This window comes from Mycobacterium lehmannii (assembly GCF_001499925.1).
Classification (GTDB): Bacteria; Actinomycetota; Actinomycetes; order Mycobacteriales; family Mycobacteriaceae; genus Mycobacterium; species Mycobacterium lehmannii.
The window spans coordinates 49,071-68,954 of sequence record NZ_LQIR01000016.1 but is presented as its reverse complement, the minus strand read 5'-3'; the positions used below and the strand labels follow the sequence as shown (position 1 = coordinate 68,954).

The 19,884-nt window shown below is 66.2% G+C and carries 21 protein-coding genes and 1 pseudogene; 11 read left to right on the top strand and 11 right to left on the bottom strand.

The annotated features are described in order from the left end of the window. The first annotated feature begins 1 nt into the window (after position 1). Genes AU192_RS11355 through AU192_RS11345 form a run of 3 tightly spaced genes read left to right on the top strand, consistent with a single transcriptional unit; the run spans position 2 to position 3,001 of the window. On the top strand, positions 2 to 1,105 hold the full coding sequence (locus AU192_RS11355; RefSeq protein WP_242656939.1) for a TauD/TfdA family dioxygenase: 1,104 nt from the start codon (positions 2 to 4) through the stop codon (positions 1,103 to 1,105). Beyond that, positions 1,102 to 2,175 carry a hydroxyacid dehydrogenase gene (locus AU192_RS11350; RefSeq protein ID WP_064396105.1) on the top strand — a complete coding sequence of 358 codons (1,074 nt, stop codon included), beginning with the start codon at positions 1,102 to 1,104 and terminating at the stop codon, positions 2,173 to 2,175. The genes AU192_RS11355 and AU192_RS11350 overlap by 4 nt, the downstream gene beginning before the upstream one ends. Position 2,176: 1 nt before the next feature. Continuing rightward, on the top strand, positions 2,177 to 3,001 hold the full coding sequence (locus AU192_RS11345; RefSeq protein WP_064396103.1) for an enoyl-CoA hydratase/isomerase family protein: 825 nt from the start codon (positions 2,177 to 2,179) through the stop codon (positions 2,999 to 3,001). Positions 3,002 to 3,005: 4 nt separating this feature from the next. Here the strand turns inward: AU192_RS11345 and AU192_RS11340 are convergent, their stop codons facing one another. Continuing rightward, positions 3,006 to 4,193 (bottom strand): amidohydrolase family protein, encoded by a 1,188-nt coding sequence (locus tag AU192_RS11340; RefSeq protein ID WP_064396101.1) that lies wholly within the window; start codon positions 4,191 to 4,193, stop codon positions 3,006 to 3,008. A 225-nt stretch (positions 4,194 to 4,418) separates the two neighbouring features. Between AU192_RS11340 and AU192_RS11335 the strand changes: the two genes are divergently transcribed. Continuing rightward, entirely contained in the window at positions 4,419 to 5,207 is a 789-nt protein-coding gene (locus AU192_RS11335; RefSeq protein ID WP_064396099.1) for a TetR/AcrR family transcriptional regulator, read from the top strand. On the opposite strand, the gene AU192_RS11330 is transcribed toward AU192_RS11335, so the two are convergent. After that, positions 5,196 to 6,356, bottom strand: a complete 1,161-nt coding sequence (locus tag AU192_RS11330) for an acyl-CoA dehydrogenase family protein (RefSeq protein WP_064396097.1) — start codon at positions 6,354 to 6,356, stop codon at positions 5,196 to 5,198. The two genes, AU192_RS11335 and AU192_RS11330, sit on opposite strands and share 12 nt — an antisense overlap. Positions 6,357 to 6,458: 102 nt before the next feature. Between AU192_RS11330 and AU192_RS11325 the strand changes: the two genes are divergently transcribed. Next, positions 6,459 to 7,469, top strand: coding sequence for an acyl-CoA dehydrogenase family protein (locus AU192_RS11325; RefSeq protein ID WP_064396095.1), 1,011 nt, complete (start codon positions 6,459 to 6,461; stop codon positions 7,467 to 7,469). A 106-nt stretch (positions 7,470 to 7,575) separates the two neighbouring features. Here the strand turns inward: AU192_RS11325 and AU192_RS11320 are convergent, their stop codons facing one another. Continuing rightward, positions 7,576 to 8,484, bottom strand: a complete 909-nt coding sequence (locus AU192_RS11320) for an enoyl-CoA hydratase (RefSeq protein ID WP_064396093.1) — start codon at positions 8,482 to 8,484, stop codon at positions 7,576 to 7,578. Positions 8,485 to 8,606: 122 nt separating this feature from the next. Between AU192_RS11320 and AU192_RS11315 the strand changes: the two genes are divergently transcribed. After that, positions 8,607 to 9,692, top strand: coding sequence for an NAD(P)H-dependent amine dehydrogenase family protein (locus AU192_RS11315; RefSeq protein ID WP_064396122.1), 1,086 nt, complete (start codon positions 8,607 to 8,609; stop codon positions 9,690 to 9,692). A 38-nt stretch (positions 9,693 to 9,730) separates the two neighbouring features. Further along, on the top strand, positions 9,731 to 10,348 hold the full coding sequence (locus AU192_RS11310) for a nitroreductase family protein (protein ID WP_064396120.1): 618 nt from the start codon (positions 9,731 to 9,733) through the stop codon (positions 10,346 to 10,348). Here the strand turns inward: AU192_RS11310 and AU192_RS11305 are convergent. The 3 genes from AU192_RS11305 to AU192_RS11295 all read right to left on the bottom strand — a co-directional run bounded on the left by AU192_RS11305 (position 10,315) and on the right by AU192_RS11295 (position 13,393). Continuing rightward, positions 10,315 to 11,316 carry a YihY/virulence factor BrkB family protein gene (locus AU192_RS11305; RefSeq protein WP_064396091.1) on the bottom strand — a complete coding sequence of 334 codons (1,002 nt, stop codon included), beginning with the start codon at positions 11,314 to 11,316 and terminating at the stop codon, positions 10,315 to 10,317. The genes AU192_RS11310 and AU192_RS11305 overlap by 34 nt on opposite strands. A 62-nt stretch (positions 11,317 to 11,378) precedes the next feature. After that, complete coding sequence (ligD, locus tag AU192_RS11300) at positions 11,379 to 12,338, bottom strand: non-homologous end-joining DNA ligase (protein ID WP_064396089.1); 960 nt, start codon at positions 12,336 to 12,338, stop codon at positions 11,379 to 11,381. A gap of 20 nt (positions 12,339 to 12,358) precedes the next feature. Further along, positions 12,359 to 13,393, bottom strand: a complete 1,035-nt coding sequence (locus AU192_RS11295) for a CobW family GTP-binding protein (RefSeq protein WP_064396087.1) — start codon at positions 13,391 to 13,393, stop codon at positions 12,359 to 12,361. A 119-nt stretch (positions 13,394 to 13,512) separates the two neighbouring features. Between AU192_RS11295 and AU192_RS11290 the strand changes: the two are divergent. From AU192_RS11290 to AU192_RS11280, 3 genes and pseudogenes are all read left to right on the top strand, one after another. Beyond that, positions 13,513 to 13,680, top strand: a pseudogene (locus AU192_RS11290) (DUF4383 domain-containing protein); the annotation flags it as partial. 99 nt (positions 13,681 to 13,779) lie between these two features. Further along, entirely contained in the window at positions 13,780 to 14,328 is a 549-nt protein-coding gene (locus tag AU192_RS11285) for a CsbD family protein (RefSeq protein ID WP_064396085.1), read from the top strand. Positions 14,329 to 14,354: 26 nt separating this feature from the next. Further along, the gene (locus AU192_RS11280) at positions 14,355 to 15,020 is read left to right on the top strand and encodes a hypothetical protein (protein ID WP_064396083.1); all 666 of its coding nucleotides are present in this window, start codon (positions 14,355 to 14,357) and stop codon (positions 15,018 to 15,020) included. A gap of 7 nt (positions 15,021 to 15,027) precedes the next feature. On the opposite strand, the gene AU192_RS11275 is transcribed toward AU192_RS11280, so the two are convergent. After that, the gene (locus tag AU192_RS11275; RefSeq protein ID WP_064396081.1) at positions 15,028 to 16,440 is read right to left on the bottom strand and encodes an NCS2 family permease; all 1,413 of its coding nucleotides are present in this window, start codon (positions 16,438 to 16,440) and stop codon (positions 15,028 to 15,030) included. A gap of 10 nt (positions 16,441 to 16,450) precedes the next feature. Continuing rightward, positions 16,451 to 16,885, bottom strand: coding sequence for a MarR family winged helix-turn-helix transcriptional regulator (locus AU192_RS11270; RefSeq protein ID WP_064396079.1), 435 nt, complete (start codon positions 16,883 to 16,885; stop codon positions 16,451 to 16,453). A 51-nt stretch (positions 16,886 to 16,936) separates the two neighbouring features. On the opposite strand from AU192_RS11270, the gene AU192_RS11265 reads away from it, so the two are divergent. After that, positions 16,937 to 17,572 (top strand): TIGR03086 family metal-binding protein, encoded by a 636-nt coding sequence (locus AU192_RS11265; protein WP_064396078.1) that lies wholly within the window; start codon positions 16,937 to 16,939, stop codon positions 17,570 to 17,572. Here AU192_RS11265 and AU192_RS11260 read toward each other — a convergent pair. The 3 genes from AU192_RS11260 to AU192_RS11250 all read right to left on the bottom strand — a co-directional run bounded on the left by AU192_RS11260 (position 17,556) and on the right by AU192_RS11250 (position 19,832). Further along, positions 17,556 to 17,927, bottom strand: coding sequence for an NYN domain-containing protein (locus AU192_RS11260; RefSeq protein WP_064396075.1), 372 nt, complete (start codon positions 17,925 to 17,927; stop codon positions 17,556 to 17,558). The genes AU192_RS11265 and AU192_RS11260 overlap by 17 nt on opposite strands. A 135-nt stretch (positions 17,928 to 18,062) precedes the next feature. Next, entirely contained in the window at positions 18,063 to 18,401 is a 339-nt protein-coding gene (locus AU192_RS11255) for an anti-anti-sigma factor (RefSeq protein WP_332888884.1), read from the bottom strand. A 186-nt stretch (positions 18,402 to 18,587) separates the two neighbouring features. After that, the gene (locus AU192_RS11250) at positions 18,588 to 19,832 is read right to left on the bottom strand and encodes a DNA polymerase domain-containing protein (RefSeq protein WP_064396071.1); all 1,245 of its coding nucleotides are present in this window, start codon (positions 19,830 to 19,832) and stop codon (positions 18,588 to 18,590) included. Positions 19,833 to 19,884 lie beyond the last annotated feature (52 nt).

The window sequence follows — 19,884 nt, the reverse complement described above, 5'->3', positions numbered from 1 at the left end:
AATCTACACCGAGCAAGTCACCGACCCCATGGCATGGACCGGTGCCGACTTCAGCAGCAAGGAGGACTTCACCTTCGACCTGTCGTCGAGCAATGTGGCTGCGCTGGAATCCATACTGGCCAAGACCGCGCGAAAGGGTCGCGACGACATCACGCCGGAGGACGCCCGGCATCCGGATCTCGACGAGGATCTCGCGCGGCTGTACCGGGAGTTGATGTTCGGCAGGGGCCTGGCGTGTGTGCGCGGTTTCCCCGTCGAACAGCATTCGATCGAGGACCTGGAACGCATCTACTGGGCATTCTGTACCCACCTCGGCTACCTGGTGTCGAACAACTCGTTCGGTCACCGCATGGTGCGCGTGCAGGAAGAGGTGTTGCCCAACGGCGTACAACCGGCGCGTGGCACAAAGTCCCGAGCCGAGCTTGCGATGCACAACGATGCGGCGGACATCCTGTCGCTGCTCTGCGTGTACCCCGCGGCCGAGGGTGGCGAGAGCCAGTTCGCGAGCGGCCCGGCCGCACACAACCGGATTCTCAACGAGCGTCCCGACCTGCTCCCCGTGCTCTACCAAGGGTTCCCGCACCACCGGCGCAGCGAGCAACCCGACGATCAACCGGACGTGACCCCCTACGACGTGCCGGTCTTCTCGCAGATCGACGGTCGTATCTGCATCAACTTCACCTTCAGCAGCATCCTGCCTGCCATGCACACCCTCGGCCGCGAGTTCACCGCCGAACAGAACGAGGCCATCGAGTTGTTGCGCACCGTTTTGGTCGAACAGCAGGTTGAGTTCCGGTTGGAGTCCGGTGAAGCGGCGGTCGCCAACAACTTCGCGATGTGCCACTCGCGCTCGGACTTCGTCAGCAGCACCGACCCGAAGAAGGCACGCTGTTTCCTGCGGGCGTGGATGGAGGTGCCGCGCGGGGATCGCCGCCTCCCCGTCGGGCGGGAGTACTTCCACATGGAGAACAAAGATCTGCGCCTGGGCTACGACCCCGTTCCGGGCCGCGACGGCGCGATCGCACGCAATGACTACAAGAACGTCGACCCCGCACTGGCCGACATGTTCAAGGCGGCTCAAGCGAAGCCCAAAATCAAGCGATGACAACCCGTCCGCGGCTGGTCTACGAGAGATGGACCGATCAGGTCGCAGGAGACATCCTGGCGGGGGCCGACATCGAGCTCGTCAAGCTCGACCTCCGAGCTTCCGCCGAACAGGGTTGGGCAGCATTGGAATCGGCGCACGGGTATCAGGTCGCCACTAGAACAGACGTCGCCTCGATCGACGATGGCGCGCAGTGGCTGGCGGGCCCGACGCTGGTGGATCGGTGCCCACAGTTGCTTGCCGTATGTTCGGCGGGGGCGGGCTATGACGTGATCGACGTCGCGACGTGTACCCGTGCGGGCGTGGCGGTGTGCAACAACTCCGGTCCCGGCGCCGAAGCCGTCGCCGAACATGCGCTCGGACTCATGCTCGATCTGGCCAAGAAGATCACCGCCGCCGACCGGGCGCTGCGCAGTGGTCCGATCGGAGATCGATTGGTACTGCGGGGCACTCAGCTGTTCGGCAAGACGCTTGGAGTCGTCGGATTGGGCGCCATCGGCGGACGGCTCGTCGAGTTGTGCGCTCCGTTCGGGATGGATGTCCTGGTCTTCGATCCCTACGTCGACGACGCGACCGCCCGTGGCAGGGGCGCGGTCCGGGTCGGGCTTTCCGAGTTGGTCGAACGATCCGACTTCGTTCAGGTCACCTGCCCGCTGACCGCCGAGACGCGAGGTTTGTTCGGTCGTGCGGAATTCGCCGCGATGAAACCGACCGTGTACTTCATCACCACCGCGCGTGGCCCGGTGCACGACGAAGAGGCGCTTTACGACGCCCTGGTGAGCGGGAGTATCGCGGGCGCGGGACTCGACGTCTTCCACGAGGAGCCGCCGAGACACGACAACCCGCTGCTGAGGCTCGACAACGTCGTCGCGACGCCACATGTCGCGGGCATCACCGTCGAGGCGGCTCGCGACATCGCAGTCGCCACCGCCAGCCAGTGGCAGACGATTTTCGCGGGCGCCATACCGCCGCGGTTACTCAACCCGGAGGTGTGGCCGCGCTACTGCGACCGGTTCGAAGAAATCCTGGGCGTCCGGCCGACCGCCCGCGACACGGCAGCTGCGGAGTGAGATGAGCAATTACGACACCGTCATGTTCGAGGTCTCCGGTCACACCGCGTGTGTGACGCTGAACCGGCCCGAGGTGCTCAACGCGATCAACGACGCGATGATCGCCGAACTCGCAGAGGTGTACGCCGAAATCGAACGGTCGCAGGACATTTGGACCGTGATCATCACCGGTGCCGGCCGCGCACTGTGCGTCGGGGCTGACGTCAACAAGGCGGCCGACCACGACATGGAGAACGCGGCGGGGATCGACAACCAAGGCGAGCCCATCCTCAGCTCCATGCGCCAATGGGATGCGCCGCAGGAGGCCACACCCCCGTGGCTGCAGATGACCAAGCCGATCATCTGTGCTGTCAACGGCATTGCATGTGGTGCGGGCATGGACCTCGTCACGACGGCCGACATCACGATTGCGTCCGAACGCGCGACGTTGATGGACCCGCATGTCAGCATCGGCGTCACGTCCGGGCGTGAAGGGGTTCGGCTGGCCCGGATCCTGCCGCTCCCCGTGGCGATGCGGTTGATCCTGATGGGCAGGCACGAGCAGCTCGACGCGCAGCGCGCCTATGATCTCGGCGTGTTCACCGAGATAGTGGCCCACGAGACGCTCATGGACCGGGCGTGGGAGGTGGCCGAGATCGTGAATTCCAATGCGCCTCTTGCGGTGCGCGGTTCGCGAATGGCGGTGCGCAAGGGGCTGACGCTGCCGATATACGAAGCGGAGCTGCTCGCCGAGAACTATCGGATGAAGGTGGCCCTGACCAAAGACGCGATCGAGGGCCCGCGCGCATTCCTGGAGAAGCGCAAGCCCGACTGGCAAGCGCGCTAGACCGCTAGGCCAAGCCGAAGAAGTTCTTCGCGTTGGTGGACAACACCTTCCGCTTGGTTTCCTCATCGAGGCCCTCGGTCGCCTTGTTGGCGACGTCCATGCTGTTGGGCCAATTCGTGTCGTTGTGCGGGTAGTCGGTCTCGAACATCAGCTGGTCAGGTCCGACCAGATCGAGGATGCGGAACGCGACCGGGTCGCCAAAGGTGGAGAACCACACGCGGCCGGGGACTTGCGTGCTCGGCGGCTCGGTCAGCAGCGGGTGGATGCCGCCCCACGCCCGACGGTCCTCCCAGACCTCGTCCACGCGCTGCAGGTAGTAAGGGATCCACCCGGCCTGCGCCTCGGCGAACGCGAGCTTGAGCTTGGGGAACTGCCGCAGCTTGCCCGAGAACAGCCAGTCGACCAGGGCGATGGTGCAGTTGACCGCCATCAGTGCGCTGGTGACGACGTGCGGAGAGTCGGGGGATGACTTCGTCAGCGACGAGCTCGACCCGATGTGCAGCATGATGCCGACATTGTTGCTCTCGCACGCGGCGAAGAACGAGTCCCAGTAACCGCTGTGGATGGACGGCAGGTCCAGTCGCGCAGGCAGCTCCGAGAAGCACACCGCAGGCATGCCCTTGGCCGCTACCCGTTCGACCTCCTTGACGGCGAGCTCGACGTCCCACAGGGGGATGATGCCCAGCGGAATGAGCCTGCCGTTCGAGCCGCCGCCCCACTCATCGATCTGGAAGTCGTTGTAGGCCTGCACGCAGAGCAACGCGAGCTCTTTGTCCTTGGCGTAGAGGAAGCGCTGGCCGCAGAACCGGACCAGCGTGTTGGGAAAGCAAGCGGAGGCCTCGATGCCGGCGACGTCCATGTCCGCGAGCCGGTCGGCCGGTCGATAGCAGCCGGGGCGCATCTCGTCGTAGGTGATCGGGTCGGTGGAGAGTTCGTCGAGTTCGTAACCGGCAGCGGCGCTGATGAGCGGAATCGGGATGATCGAATCCTCGTAGTGCCAGATGTCGGCGTCGCGGCCGTCGTCATCCTCGATGAACGCGACGTCGGAGGTGACCGACGGGTCCATGCGTCCCCGGTGCCGGACGATCCGCGGTCCGACATCGCGATAGCGCTCGGGCAACCGGCTGGTCCACAGATCGGCCGGTTCCACCAGATGGTCGTCGGGTGAGACGATCAGGATGTCTGCGGTCAACGCTGCACTCCTTAAGGAACGGCTTGCGGCACAATCGCGAAACACGTGTTTCCGCAATCGAGAATCAATGTTTTCACAATACCGTACAGGTTTGGGACCGGCAGGTGGAGACCGTGAGAGAGCCCGATGCCGGATGAAGCCCGGCGGCTTGACGCCGGTTCCGCCAAGGTGCACGTGTAGGTAGCTGAGCAGAATCGAGCGGGGAACGCGTATTCTCAGGTAATCATGACTGCTAAGAAGCGGAGTGCCCGCGACTCGGAAGCCGATCTGGAACTCGTCGAGACCGACGTCGAGATGCCGGGTAGCTGGCAGGAGAGAACGATCGAGCGGCGACTCAGCCAAGCGCGCGCGCGTGCACTCGCGCGCAGTTCGAGGTTCTTGGCCACGGCCCTCGAGCTGGTCGAGGAATCCGGACGGGCCGATTTCACGATCCAAACCCTCATCGACCGCTCGAACCTCAGCCTGCGCGCGTTCTACCAGCATTTCGCGGGTAAGGAAGAGCTCTTGTTGGCGCTCTACGAGAACGCCACCAGCCAGTTCATCGAAGCGATCCGCCACGAGGTGGCGGCCGCGGACGGTCCCATGGAACAGCTCGAGGCGTTCTGCCGGGGATTCCTCTCGCGTGCAGAGTCGTCAGAGGCCATCGGCGGCCGAGTGATGACGATCTACAACCTGAGCCTGGAGATCGAGCGGCCCGCAGACTTCGCGAAGATCTGGGAGCCGCATCAGAAATTGCTCACCAAGATCCTCACGTCGTGCTCACGCGCCGGTCTGGTTCGCAAAGATCTAACGCCCGCCCAGCTCACCACCTTGCTGAACTCGACGCTCATCGCGCTCGCGCAGATCGGCGTGTTCCATCTGGGCGTCAAGGGCGCCGAGCTCACGGAGGATCAGCTGTGGGCTTGGTGCCTGCAGGCGCTGACGCCGCCCGCGAACGCGCCCAAGAAGACCGTGACCGCGAAGTCGGCGCCGCGGAGGCGGGCTACCCGCAAGCCCAAGGACCTAACGGGGTAGGCCGAGTCCCCGCTGGGCGATGATGGTGCGTTGGACCTCGCTGGTGCCGGCGTAGATCGTGGTCCCCAGCGAGAACCGCACGAGGTGTTCGAAGCGGCCACGCTCCGGTGCCGTGGGCTCGAGAAAGGACCGCATCGCATCGGGTCCGACGAGTTCGACGATGTCCTGGCTGGCGCGCACGAGCGACTCAGTGGAGAACACCTTCGACATCGGCCCCTCGGCGACGGGCGTACGACCGTTCTCGGTCATCCACACACATCGGCGTTGTAGGAGCATCGCCACTTCGAGTTCCATCGCTATCCGCGCGATCCGCCGCCGCACCTCGGCTTTCGCGATCGCAGGTGATCCGTCGGGCGCGTGCGTCGTGGTCGCCCACTCCTCGGCGTGGTGCAGGAGACGCGCGATGTGCGGTCCCCATCCTGACGCGTGCTCGTCCTGTAGCGACAGGCCCAGCACCTGCCAGCCGGCGTCGACGTCACCGATGCGCCACTCGTCGCCGATGCGCACGTCGCTGTAGAAGGTGATGTTGGTGCGCTCGCCCGACAGCGTCCACACCGCTTGCGCTTCGAAGCCGTCGGAGCTCGTCGGTACGAGAAACATCGTGAGCCCCTTGTGCTTAGGCTTCTCGGGGCTGGTTCGGGCCAGCAGGAAGACGTAGTCGGCGATGTGACCGTTGGTCGTGAACATCTTGGAGCCGTTGATGACCCAGCCGTCGCCGTCTTGCACGGCCCTCGTGGCCGCGGCCGCCACATCCGAGCCGCACTCCGGTTCGGTGAAGCCGAGTGCGATGGTGATGTCGCCGTTCAGTGCACCGGCGAGGATGCGCTCCTTCATCGCGGGTGTACCGATCTGCCGGATGATCGACGCCACCATCCGGGTGGTCTCGGACAGGTATACCGGCGCGTCCGTGCGCATGAGTTCTTCGTTGAGCGCCTGCTCTTCCCAAGCGTTCCGATCCTGCCCGCCGAGTTCGGTCGGCCAGCCGGGAGCGAAGTAGCCCTTTTCGACGAGCCCCTTGGCGAAGTCGTCGTCATGTGCGACACCGCTGCGGTAGATCCGCTCCTCGAAGTCGGGGGTCAACACGTCGTCGAGGTGGTCACGCACGCTGTCCCGGAAGACTTCGGTCGCGGCGTCGGATTGAAAATGCATGAGCGGTAACCAATCTGTCGCAGACGGGGCGTGCGGACGGCGCAGCCGATAATGTTACTCTCAAAACTGAGAGTATCCATATTCGCATGTGAGGGATGTCCGGTGGACCTGAGCCTGTCCGGCGAACAGCGACAACTCGTCGATTCCTTCGCCGCGATGTATACCCGCGAGTCGACGTCGCAACGGGTGCGTGCCGCAGAACCGCTCGGGTTCGATCCGAAGCTGTGGGAGACCCTCGTCCAGACCGGCGTCATCGAGATGGCGGTCGGTGAATCCCATGGCGGGTGGGGGGCTTCCGAGCTCGAGTTGGCGCTGATCGCCGAGCAATACGGCCGGGCGATCGCGTCGGCACCGGTCATCGAGGCGCAGATCGCCGCGCGACTGCTGGCGGCCTGCGGCGGGGACGACCTGTTGGGTTCGGCCCTGTCGGCGGACAAGCTCGTCACCTTCGCGCCCAGGCCTTATGGCGGCGATGTCTTGGCGCTGGCGCCCGGAGGCGCGGTCGCCGATGCCGTGGTGGCGTTGGTCGGCGGGCGTCTCGTCGCGTTGTCGAACGAAAACCGTGCGCACGTGCAGAACCTCGGATCCTTACCGCTGGCGGACGTGACCGTCCACGATGACGCCATCGTTCTCGCAGAAGGCGAGAAGGGACGCCGGTTGTTTTCGAACGCGGTCGACCTGTGGCTCACCCTTACCGCCGCGGCCCTCGTGGGCGCCGCGGCCAAGGCCGTCGAGATGGGTGTCGAATACGCCAAGCAACGCCGCGCGTTCGGCACTCCGATCGGCGCCTTTCAAGCCGTGTCACATCCGCTCGCGGACAGTGCCACCGCGACCGACGGTGCCCGTCTGTTGGCCTTCGAAGCGGCGTGCGCGTTCTCCGACGAACCGGACCGAGCGACCGAGCTGGCCGCGATGGCCTTCGCGTTCGCCTACGAGACCGCGCGTGACGCGACCTATCGCAGCCTGCACATCCACGGCGGCTACGGCTTTGGGATGGAGGGCGACATCCAGCTGTACTACCGGCGGGTCCGCGGCTGGGCCATGGTGTTCGGCGAGCCGGCGGTCGCCCTGGACCGCGTGGCCGACGCCCGCTACGGACCAGTCGCCGGCTGACTCGGCTCTGCCTATCGCGAGTGTGGGGTTGATGCACGCCTTGCCCGCCGAACGCGTGACGGTAACCCACGTTCGGCGCAGAGGGGAGGGCGCGGGTGCACGGTCGTCAGGATTCGACCCGCACCTGATCCTTGACCGACAACACGATCGGGGGAGCGGTCCGCCAGTTCGGCACGCCCTGCTCCTCACCGGCGGTCGCCCGTTTGTCCTCGCGCACGCCCACCCAGTGCGAGTGGTTGAGCTGGTGCAACGTGAAACACGACTGCAGCGCGTTGTAGAAGCCCATGTTGTCGACCGACTGATTGACCGACTCCTTGATGAGCAGCGCCGCCATCGTCGGCACCGTCGCGATCCGCCGTGCCATTTCCAGTGTGCGATCGGCCAATTCGTCACGCTTGAAGATCTTGCTCACCATCCCGAGCCGATACGCCTCCTCGATGTCGATGGCGTCGCCGGTCAACATCAGCTCCTTGGTGCGCCGCGGGCCGAACTCCCACGGATGGCCGAAGTACTCCATGCCACACATCCCCAACCGGGTGCCCACGACGTCGGCGAAGCGCACCTCTTCACTGCCCACGATCAGGTCGCATGCCCAGATCAGCATCAGACCCGCCGAGAACACGTCGCCGTGCACCTGCGCGATGGTGATCTTGCGGAGGTTGCGCCAGCGCAGGTTGTTCTGGAAGAAGTAGTGCCATTCCTGCAGCATGATCTTCTCCGCGCCCTCGCGCGTCCCGCCGTTGATGGCCGCCGTGGGATGCTGCTCCGGCCCCGGCATGAACTCGGCACGCGCCTGCTTGGAACCGATGTCGTGGCCGGAGGAGAACATCGGTCCCTCGCCCGCGAGGATGACCACGCGAACGGTGTCGTCGGCCTCGGCGCGGGCGAACGCCTCATCGAGTTCGACCAGCATCCCGCGGTTCTGCGCATTGCGCTGCTCCGGACGATTCAGCGAAATCCTAACGATCTGGCCGTCGTCGAACGTCTCCCACTTCAGAAACTGATACTCGCTCATCGTGTCCTCCGGATCAGGCCAATCTGGCAATGGTGTTGTCGTTTATTGAGAAGGTATGTTCTCACGAGTTGGATGGATCGACTGAAAGGGTGCACATGTCGGACTGCCAACGTAACCCGCGGGTGATCTTGTGGGGGCCAGGTCAGGTAGGTGTCGGCGCGTTGCGTGCGCTGATCGCTCACCCCGGTCTGGATCTCGCGGGCGTGGTCGTGCACGCCGAGGCCAAGGACGGCATGGACGCCGGTGCGCTGTGCGGCATGCCCGCGACCGGAGTCATCGCCACCCGCGACATCGATTCCGCGCTGTCACTGGACGCCGACGTGGTCGCCTATTTCGCCTCGGGCGACTACCGCTACCGGGAGGCCGCCGAGGACATCGCCCGGTGCCTGCGCGCGGGCAAGAACGTCGTGTGCACCTCGCTCGTTCCGATGTGTTACCCGCCTGCCGCCGACAAGGACACCGCCGAGCTCGTCGCGTCGGCGTGCGAGGAAGGGGGCACGAGCTTCTTCAACAGCGGCGTGGATCCGGGGTGGGCCAACGACGTCATCGCGTTGACGATGACTGGATTCAGCAGTCGCGTCGACACCATCACCATGCTCGAGATACTCGACTACGGCCCGATCAACCAGCCCGACATCATGTTCGACTTCATGGGTTTCGGCCACGCGCCCGACCATCCGGCGCCGCTGTTCGACACCGAGCGCCTCGCGGCGCTGTGGGCACCGACAGTCCATCTCGTCGCCGACGGCGTGGGCCTTCCTCTCGACCACGTCGTCACCACGATCGAGAAGTGGTTGGCCACCGAGCGGTACGAGGTCGCATCGGGCTGGATCGACCAGGGCACCATGGGCGGCATGCGGTTCAAGCTGGCGGGCATGGTGGACGACGAGGAACGCGTCGTGCTCGAGCACATCACACGCATGGGTGGGCAGGCGGCTCCGGACTGGCCGCGCCACCCCTCCCCGCACGGGGGTTACCGCGTCATCGTCGACGGGCTGCCCACCTACACCGTCGACATCGAAATGCACGGGCGTGGAAACAACATGCGTGGCTTGACGTATGCGACCGTGATGCGTGAGTTGAACGCCATCCCGGCCGTGATGGCCGCACCGCCGGGAGTGCTGTCGACGCTGGACCTGCCGTTGATCACCGGGCCCGTGCGCGGCGGCACATGGCGGGGCGTGCTACCCGGCACGACAACGCCGTGAACCCAACCCCGGCCGTGTCCACGGACGTCTGGACGGTGATGGAGACCGCGTCGGCGGTGCGGCGGTATCGCGACGAACCGGTCGACGATGCCACGCTGGAGAGGTGCCTGAAGGCGGCCAGCTGGGCGCCGTCGGGCGCCAACCAACAGCCATGGCGGTTCGTGGTGCTGCGCTCCGAACAAGCCCGTGCGCTCGTCACCGCGGCCGCACACCGAACGTGGGACGAGCTGCAGCGGTTCTACGGGATCACGTCCCCCGATGACGGTGCGGACGATCCGCGGTCTCGGGTACTGAGATCAATGGCCGACCACATGCGGAGCGGCGGCGCCGCACCCGGCCTGATTCTCTTCTGCGTCCGGCCGCAGGCCGGCGCATCGGAGCTGCAGCAAGGCGGATCGATCTTCCCGGCGGTGCAGAATTTCCTGTTGGCCGCCCGGGCCCAGGGGCTCGGGGCGGCGATCACGTTGTGGCACACGGGCTGTGAAGAGCAGTTGCGTTCATTGGTCGGGATCCCGGACGACTGGATGCCGGCGGCGTTGGTGACGGTGGGATGGCCGGCGGGCCACCATCACACAGTCCATCGTAAGCCGTTGTCGGAAGTGGCGGCGGTGGACAACTGGGATCAACCCTGGCTGCCCGACACCTCGCCGGATTGATCAGAAGAAGTGTCACGGGTCGGGTCGAACCGCACACTGACCTTCTGAAAGCCTTTCGCCCGTTCGGCTTTCGCCCGGCGGGTGTAGGTGCGCCGGTCGGCCGAGGTGAGGTCGACGTCGTCGGTGAACGGCGTCATCAGTGAACGGGGATACAGCTGGTCGACGCGCACGACGTTGAGTTCGGCGCACATCACCAACGTCACCGAAACCAGATACAGGAACGCAAGCAGGCCCAGAACCAACGCGAACACACTGTTGGTCGCGCTGGTCGACTTGACGACGTGGGAGACGTAGTTCGCACCGAACCACTGCAGCAGCTGCCATATCACCGCCGCGGTGAGGGCGCCGGGCAGTACGTCGCGGTACGACACGGAACGGGCGGTGGTGACGCGGAATGCGACCAGACAGATCAGCGCGTTGATCGCGACGGTGGCGACGGTGACGCCCACTTTGCCGAACCACCCCAGGCTGGCGGTCGCGTGGCCGACCGCCGACAGCACCGTCGCGGTGACCGCGGCCGAACCGAGCACGAACAGCAGCAGCAGGCTGCGCAGCCGCGACCGGATAGGGTCCGGGCGGTTGTTGCGGGGCACCGCCCATACCGAGTCCATCGCGTTCTGCAGCGCCTGCCCCACACCGAGGCCGCCGTAGAGGGCGCCGGCGATACCGACCACGACGGCCGTGGCGCCGCCGCTGAGTTGCTCCGGCCGTTCGAGCTGGCTACCGATAACCGGGAACTGGCCGAGCGTGGACTGCAGGATCTGTTGCTGTAGCTCCGGGTGGCCGACGAGTATCACCCCTAGCGCGGTGGTCAGCAGTAGTAGCAGCGGGAACAGGGAAACGAACGCGTAATAGGTGATCAGCGCCGCCAGATAACCGCCCTGATCGTCGACGTACTTGTAGATCACCGCGATGACGAAACCAACGCGGCGGTTGCGTCGCTGCAGCCGGTCCAGCCAGCCCACCATCCCCGGAATCCCTCCGCCGATGCGCTGTCGATACCCGCTAACCGGCCGGGTGAATCCCGAAGTCAGCCGTCCTCGTTGCGGCGCGCACGCGCCCGCCGCTTGCCTTCGTGCATCGCGGCGACCCGCGCGACGGGGATGGTCCTACCGTGCTCGATCAGATCGGCTGGCAGCGTCTGCGGTGCCGGCATCGCCTGCGCCCATGGGTCGCTGCCGCCCAGGACGTCGATGGCGTTGTGCACGGTGAAGTCCGCCGGCGTAATGCGGTCGAGGTCCGACCAGGCGACCGGGAACGACACCGGGGTGCCGAGGCGCAACCGGGGACTGTATGCGGCGACGACCGTCGCACCACCGGCGCGGGTGGAGTCGATGAAGACTTTGCCTTCGCGGTCGTCGACGATGAAAGCCGTTGTGGCGCGGGACGGATCGAGTGATTCTGCTCGCGCGGCGAGGGCGCGGGTGGCTGCCGCGACGTCGTCGACCGGTGCGCTGTCGTCGACAGGGACGAACACGTGCACTCCCTTTGCGCCGCTCGTCTTCACCGCTCCGGCCAGACCACAGTCCGAGAGCGCCTGCCGCACGAGGTGAGCCGCGGCGACGACGGCCGCGAAGTCGCTTCCCTCCGGCGGGTCGAGGTCAAGCACCAGATGCGTTGGGCGGTAGATGTTTTCTGCCAACCCGAGCGTGGGGTGATACTCGACGGCGCGCTGGTTGGCCATCCACAGCAACGTGCGCCGATCGTCGCATAGGGCATAGCGGACCTCGCGGTGGGAGGACTCGGCCCACATCGAGACGGTCTTCACCCAGTCCGGGGTGTACTTCGGCACGTTCTTCTGCATGAACGGCGCCCGCCCGCGCAGCACCCGCAACACCGTCAGGGGACGTCCCTCGAGGCCGGGAAGGATTCGATCGGATACCGCGTCGAGGTAATTGATCAGATCGCGCTTGGTGGCATCGGCGTCCGGGCTCAACGGTTGATCGAGGTTGGTCAGGTCGACCCCGGCGCGCTGCTCGGCGGCGCTCATGTCCTCACCCTAGGCGCGTGTCAGACGCTGAGCCGGCGATAGCGCTGCAGCCGCCGAACCCCCGCGGCCGAGACCACGCCGTGGTGCGGTGCCAGCGCCGCCGTGATGCGCGCGCGGACGTCGTCGACGTCGAGATGGGTGCCAATCGCGACGAGTCCGTTGGCGACCGCCGTAGACCGCGCGTTCGCGATGTGTACAGACGTGCCGACCACATTGACGACATAGCGGCGCGTGCGCTCTCGGTACCGGACCGCGACCGTGCCCTTGAGCCGGTACACGCCCGGGGGTGGCGTTTCGAGCAGGTCGATCAGCGCCGCGGGATCGACGCAACCGTTGCTGGTCACGGTGACCGAATCGGCGTGCACGTGCGGGTGGTCATGGGCGTCTTCGGTGTCGACGAGCAATTCGCGCAGGGAGAGCTGCTCGCCGACGTCGACGGATGCGGACACGTCGTACAGCAGAGCCGGGTCGACACGTCCGGCCGTGGCACCCACGACGTGTGCGTCCGGATTCCGTTCGCGCACGCGTTTTTCGATTCGCCCGAGCGTCTCGTCGCGGGCGTCCTCGGAGATCTGGTCGAGTTTGTTGACCACCACGAGCGTGGCCGCGCCGTATCGCGCAGGCGGGGTCGCGTGGTCGTCGACGGTGTCGAAATGCGCGGCGGCGTCGATGACATCGACGATGCCGCCGGGCCGCACCCGCTCCACCCCGCTGAATCGGATCATCCGCGACACCGCTATCGGGTCGGCCAGTCCGCTGGCCTCGATGATGATTGCGTCCAGGCCGAGTTTCGGGTCGGCGAGCCTGGCCAGCGCGTCGTCGAGCCCGCCCTCGTCGGGAAGGCAGCAGATGCAGCCCCCGGCGATCGAGGCCGGCTCGTCGACCTGCCCGGTGACCAGTGCCGCGTCGACGTTGAGTTCGCCGAAGTCGTTGATGATGACACCGACGCGGGCACCCGGCTGGCGCAGCACGTGGTTGAGCAGCGTGGTCTTACCCGCGCCGAGGTAGCCGGTCAGAGCGATGGCCGGAATCGTGGTCGCTGTCACGCGACACATGATCGCAGCGTTTCGATCGGGTGCGAACGGCTATCCCGCCGGGCGATGGCTGTTCCAGGATCTCAGGGCTCACCCAAAGCGGCGCCGACAGCGCGGCGCCCCCCGTGTAGCGGGCGGCGGTGGCCGTCGGGGCGGTTTTACTGCTCGCCGGAGTGCTGGGTTTCATCCCCGGTGTGACCACGGACTACGACGCCCTCACGTTCGCGGGTCACCACTCGGGTGCCCAGCTTCTCGGTGTGTTCAACGTGTCGGTGCTGGGTCTGCTGCTGGGCCGCGCCGGTGACGCGCCCGATCTCCTACGCGATTGAGCCATTGCTGTGCATCCGCCCACAGAGGGTTTCGGACCCCACAGCATGTGGAACCTTGACCCTTGAGAGGAGGCCCGAATGACGGACCACGACAAGGCCGGCCAGGCACGCGAAGGCCTGATCGACTCGGTGAAAGGCAAGGCCAAAGAGATGTTTGGCGCCATCACCGGAAACGACTCGCTGACCGCCGAAGGCCAACTGCAGCAGGCCGAGGCCGAACGCCGTAAAGAAGCCAACACGATCGACGCGGTCGCCGACGCGGAGGCGCGGGAGGCCCGCAGCGATGTGGTGGAGGCCAAGCGCGAGGGCGCCAAGGAGCGCACCGCGGCGAACGCCGAAGCGGCCGCCGAAAAGGGCGCGGTGGAGAACCAGAAGGCCGCCCAGAAGCGTGCCGCCGAAGCCGCCGCCCATCAGCAGCTCGAGCGCGAGCGCACCCAGGCCGAAATCGACGCCGAGCGCAAGGCGCGCGAAGCCAGGGCCGAGCAGCGGGCGGGGGTGCACGACGCCGACACCCAGCTCGCCGGCGCGCTCGAAGACCACCGCGAAGCCGTCGAGGAGTCGGCAAGCGCGAAAGCGGAGGCCGCCCGTATCCGGCGGCAGGCCGAAAACCTCAACGACGACGCCTGAGCAGGGCGTAGAAGGAGCTTGAACCGATGAGCCTCACCGCTATTCCGAAGGCGGTGCTGAAGTTTCAGTACCAGGTGGCCCGTGTGCCGCTGCAGTTGATCGACGACCGCTTCGTCGCCCGGATGGACGACGAAGCGCCGGCCCGGCTGTTCTACGAGCGTTCCCTGGGGATGCTCGACACCGCGGTGGGCACGGCGCTCGGTGATCACGAGCTCCAGAAGCGCGGCGCCACCCTCGTCGAGCGCAGCGACGCGTTGCGCCGCGCGGCAGAACTCGACGCGGCCGCCGACGAGAACGTCAAGCAGGCGGGCCGAGAGCTGAAGGTGACCCGCGAGAAGGCGCTGCAGGACAAGCAGAAGACGTTCGAGGAGACCGAGGCCGAAGCCCGCCAGGCGCGCACCGATGCGCAGGAGCGCAAGCGCGCGGCGGTTGAGAACGCCGAGAAGAAGATCGCCGAGGACAAGAAGAAGGCTGACGAGATCGCCGAACAGCGCAAGAAGAACGTCGAGACCGCCAAGCGCCGCGAAGAAGAGCAGATCGACGCGGCCGAGCGCACCGTCGCGAAGGTGGCCAGCGCCAAGATGGCCGACGCGCAGGACAAGCGCGTCGATGCGGCCACGACGCGTGCGCAGGCCGACAAGATCGACGACCTCGCCGACGCCGAGAAGGAAAAGCGACAAGCCGACCGCTGAGGGGGGGTCAGATCCCGAGCAGCGACTCGATCCAACCTCGCGCGAAGTACAGCAGGAAGCCCGCGGCGACCACCCACAACAGTGGGCTGATCTCGCGGGCTTTTCCTGCTGCCGACCGCAGCACCACCCACGCGATGAAGCCGACGCCGATGCCGTTGGCGATCGAGTACGAGAACGGCATCGTGGCCACCGTCAGCACTACGGGCAGCGCGACGGAGAACTCGGAGATGTCAATGTGTCGCAGGTGCGATACCATCATCGACCCGACGATCACCAGCGCGGCGGCGGCCACCTCCGTGGGTACCACCGACGCCAGCGGAGAGATGAACATCGCGGCGAGGAACAGGACGCCGGTCACGATGTTGGCCAGCCCGGTCCTGGCGCCCTCGCCGATGCCCGCACCCGATTCGACGAACACCGTGTTCGACGAGGCCGAGGATGCGCCGCCGACCACGGCGCCCGCGCCTTCGACGATCAGGGCCGCCCGCAGGCGCGGGAAGGTGCCCTTCTCGTCGGCGAGCCCGGCCTCGCGGGACAGGCCCGTGAACGTGCCCATTGCGTCGAAGAAGTTCGCGAACACGAGCGTGAACACGAACATGGTCGCGGCGATCACGCCGATGCGACCGAAGCTGTCCATGCTGAAGGCGCCGACGAGCGAGAGGTCGGGAAGCGCGAACGGTGAGCCCGACAGGGTCGGGACCGACAGGCTCCAGCCTCCGGGCTTGTCCGCGGCAGAGCCGAGGTGCCAGATCGACTCGGTCACTACCGCAACGACGGTGCCCGCGACGAGTCCGATCAGGATGCCGCCCCGCACTTTTCGGGCCACCAGGATGCCCGTCAGCAGCAGCGTGAAGGCGAAGACGACGGTGGGTACGGTGCTGATGGAGCCGCTGCCGTTGCCGCCGAGGCCGACCGGCGGTGACGCGACGCCCGTCGAACCGATGAACCCCGCGTCGACGAGGCCGATGAACAGGATGAACAGCCCGATGCCGGCCGTGATGGCCAGCTTCAGCTGCATCGGTACGGCATCGAAGACCAGCCGCCGCAATCCGGTCGCCGCCAGTACGACGATGATGAGCCCGTTGATCACCACCAGTCCCATGGCTTCGGCCCAGGTGAGGGAGCCGACGAGCGTCGTCGCCACGAACGAGTTGATGCCGAGACCGGCGGCGAACGCGAACGGCATCCGCGCGATGAGGCCGAACAGGATCGTCATCACGCCCGCAGCCAGCGCAGTGACCGCCGAAACCTCGGCGAATCGCAGCCGATCGCCGGTGACGTCGGTGGAACTGGACAGGATGATCGGGTTCAGGACGATGATGTAGGCCATCGCGATGAACGTGACCAGCCCGCCGCGGGCCTCCGCGCCGACCGTCGTGCCGCGCGCCGAGATCTCGAAGAAGCGGTCGAGGCGGTTCATTTCTCAGACCCTATGGGGTGTCCTCGACACCCGTCATCTCGTGCAGGGCCCGCAGGAACGCTCGCCGGTCGGCGGGGGAGAGCGCCGAAAGCCACCGCTCCTCGCCGCGCTGGATCTCCGTCTGCACCGAATCTTTAAGAGCACGGCCGGCTTCGGTGATCTCCAGCAGACGCACGCGCCGGTCGGCCGGGTCGGGTACGCGCTCGATGTAGCCGCGCTCCTGAAGTTCGTCGAGCGTGGGGATGATCCGGGTCTTGTCGGCGCCGATGGCTTCGGCGAGTGCGGCTTGGCTGCGCACCGGGGACTCGTCGAGCGCTGACAGCACGGCGTAACCCCACATCGAAACGCCGTGTTCGGCGAGCACGGGGGTCTCCAGGGCGATCAGCCGGCGCATCAGCGGGGCGAGCATCGCCGCGAGGTCTCGTCGTCGCGGCTTGGACGGCATGCAGGAATATTAAGCGTTGACCAATGATAAGCAGAGGCATATCGTAAGCGTATGTCTACTATTACCGATCTCCGACCGTTCCATCGAACAGCGATCAACGCCAGCGTCGACATCGTCTCGCGAGTGACGGTCGATGACCTCGATCGTCCGACGCCGTGTGGCGGGTGGGACCTCGGCGACCTGTTGACTCATATGACCGTGCAGCACAAGGGGTTTGCCGCCTCCGCTCGCGGAGCGGGTGGCGATCTCGGGGTGTGGAGGCCCCTGACCGTCGCGGACGCGGTCCGCGCCAACCCTGGCGGCGCCTATGCCGCCGCGGCCGCGGAGGTGGTGGCCGCGTTCGCTGGCGAGGGGGTGCTGGAGGCGACGTTCGTGCTACCGGAGTTCGGCGAGGACGCCACGGTTCCGGGTGCGATGGCGATCGGTTTTCACTTCGTCGATTACGTCGTGCACGGGTGGGACGTCGCCCGCAGCATCGGTGTGCCGTTCGGATTGCCCGACGACGTCGTTGCGGCCGTCGTGCCACTGGCGATGGGGGTACCTGACGGTGAAATTCGAGACGCGGACAACTCACCGTTCGCGCGTGCCGTGGAACCTCAGGCCGGGGCGAGCGACCTGGATCGGGTGCTGCGCCACTTGGGCCGATCGCCCGATTGGCGGCCCGCAGGCGTCACCGCGGATCGATGAGATCGCGCAACCTCTCCGCCGGGACGACGGACGCGCCGGCCTCGCGTACCCGCTCGGCAAGGGTGCGGTCGGACGTGGCCACGCTGATATCGGCAGGCCGGTCGTCGGCGAGGACCAGGCGGACGATCTCGTCATCGGCCGAATTGGGCGCCGGGCGCGGAGCATAGGCCACGGTGACGGCCGACGAGTCGATCGGAGGCTGGGGTGGGCGTTCGAACACCACGGTGACGTCATCGCCGTGAGCACGCCAGGATTCCAACCGCTTGACCAGCGTCACCATGGCGCGATGACGATCACGCCACCAGCCGTCGGGGCGCGAACCGATCACGTTCATACCGTCGACGATCCACCGCATCGCGTGTCGAGGACCGGCGTCGGTCGACGGTGAAGCGGGTTCAGAAGGCGTGGCCGGTCTGCTTGGCCGTCGGATGCCGACGGCCAAGCAGGTAACCGAGCCAGCGAATATCGAGAAGCACCTGGTCGCCTTCCGCTATGCGGTCTTCTGGGTCAACAGCGGCAATGGGCGACGCCGTTGGTTGAGGTCGCTTGCGAACTGCGCAAGCGCATCGGGGACCGAATCGGCGACCGGCACACTCACTCCGGAAGCGCACAGCACGCGTTCGACGGCGTTGCTGGGGATGACAGTCCATTCCACATCGGTGTCGAAGCAGCACTCGTCGATGTCGTACATCAACGAAACAACCTGTCGCGCACACGAACTCACACCGCTGAGGTTAAGGACGAACGGCTTTTCCGCGAGGACGAACCGGCGCGCGAATGCGGTGATCCGTTCGATGTTGGTTTCATCGATGATCCCATCGATGGTCACGACAGTCGCCAGCTGGCGGCACACCGCATGAAGCTGGGCGCCGGCGCATTCGAATGACGGATTTCCGTACATCACTGCCTCCTGTAGCACCTCAACTCGACCTTGGTACTCAAGGTAAGCGGCCAACTTAAGGCCACCGGGAGCAGCGGCTAATACTTTCGTAAGAAGCGAAAGAGCCTTGAATCGTCAACTATCGCGCATCCACTGGGGTCCGGAGTAGTTCTCCCACGGGCTGTAGTCGGCCAGCAACTCCTCCTGGGCGGGGCGCTCGTCTTCGGGCACGTGCTGAAGGTTGATCCGGATGCGGTACCAGATCGAGCTGGGACCCCGCATACCGTCGACCAGAATGTCTGCCGGTTCCAACTTTTCGGCTGCGGTCGGGTGCCGTCGTCGCCATTCGTCCAACGCCGCCATCGCTTCGTCCTTGGTCTTTGTGCGGGCGATCTCGATGAGCGGCTTCGAGGAGACCCGCCGACCGGTTCCTGCGCTCGAACGTTTGGCCCCGCGTGGTGCCCTTTCCGCCGGACCGAGCCGGTCGGCGAGGTCCAGCAGCGCGTCCAGCGAGCCCGCTGAATCGTCTATGCCCTCCCAGGGGTCACCGTGTTCGGCGAACCGTTGTGGCACCGTCGCGATCGTGAACGTCTCCGGCAGGCATCCGGGCACCTCGCTCCAGAGCAGCGGCGTCGACACCCTGGCGTCAGGGGTCGCGCGCACCGAATAGGCCGAGGCGACCGTCCGGTCGAACGCGTTCTGGTTGAAATCGACGAAAACGCCCTCGCGCTCTTCCTTCCACCAGCGCGCGGTGGCGATCTCGGGCGCTCGCCGCTCGACCTCGCGCGCCACCGCCTGCGCAGCGAGCCGGACGAACTTGAACGGCCACCGCCGCTGGATGCGGGCGTAGATGTGGAAGCCCCGCGATCCCGATGTCTTGGGCCATGCCGTCAGCCCGTGGTCCTCGAGCACATCGCGGGCGACCATCGCGACGTCGATGATCTGGGGCCACTCGACACCCGGCATCGGGTCCAGGTCGACGCGCAGCTCGTCGGGATGCGCGAGATCGTCTGACCGAACCGGGTGCGGGTTGAGGTCGACGCATCCGAGGTTGACCGCCCACACCAGGCCGGCCGCATCGCGCAGCACCGCTTCGGCCGCCGACGTCCCTGACGCGTACTTCAACTCGGCGACGTCGATGAAGTCAGGCCGCTTCTTCGGGGCGCGTTTCTGGAACACCGCCTCCTCGGTGATGCCCTTGACGAACCGCTTGAGGATCATCGGCCGGTCACGCACACCGCGCAGGGCGCCGTCGGCGACGCTGAGGTAGTAGTGCATCAAGTCCGACTTGGTGACGCCGATATCGGGGAAGACCACCTTGTCGGGGTGGCTGATGGGCACCTGGTGACCCTCGACCTCAAGGTACCGGGGTGCGGCCATAGCGTCATGCTAGTTTCCCGGCCGTACTGCGACGCGGGTCACATATGGTGGG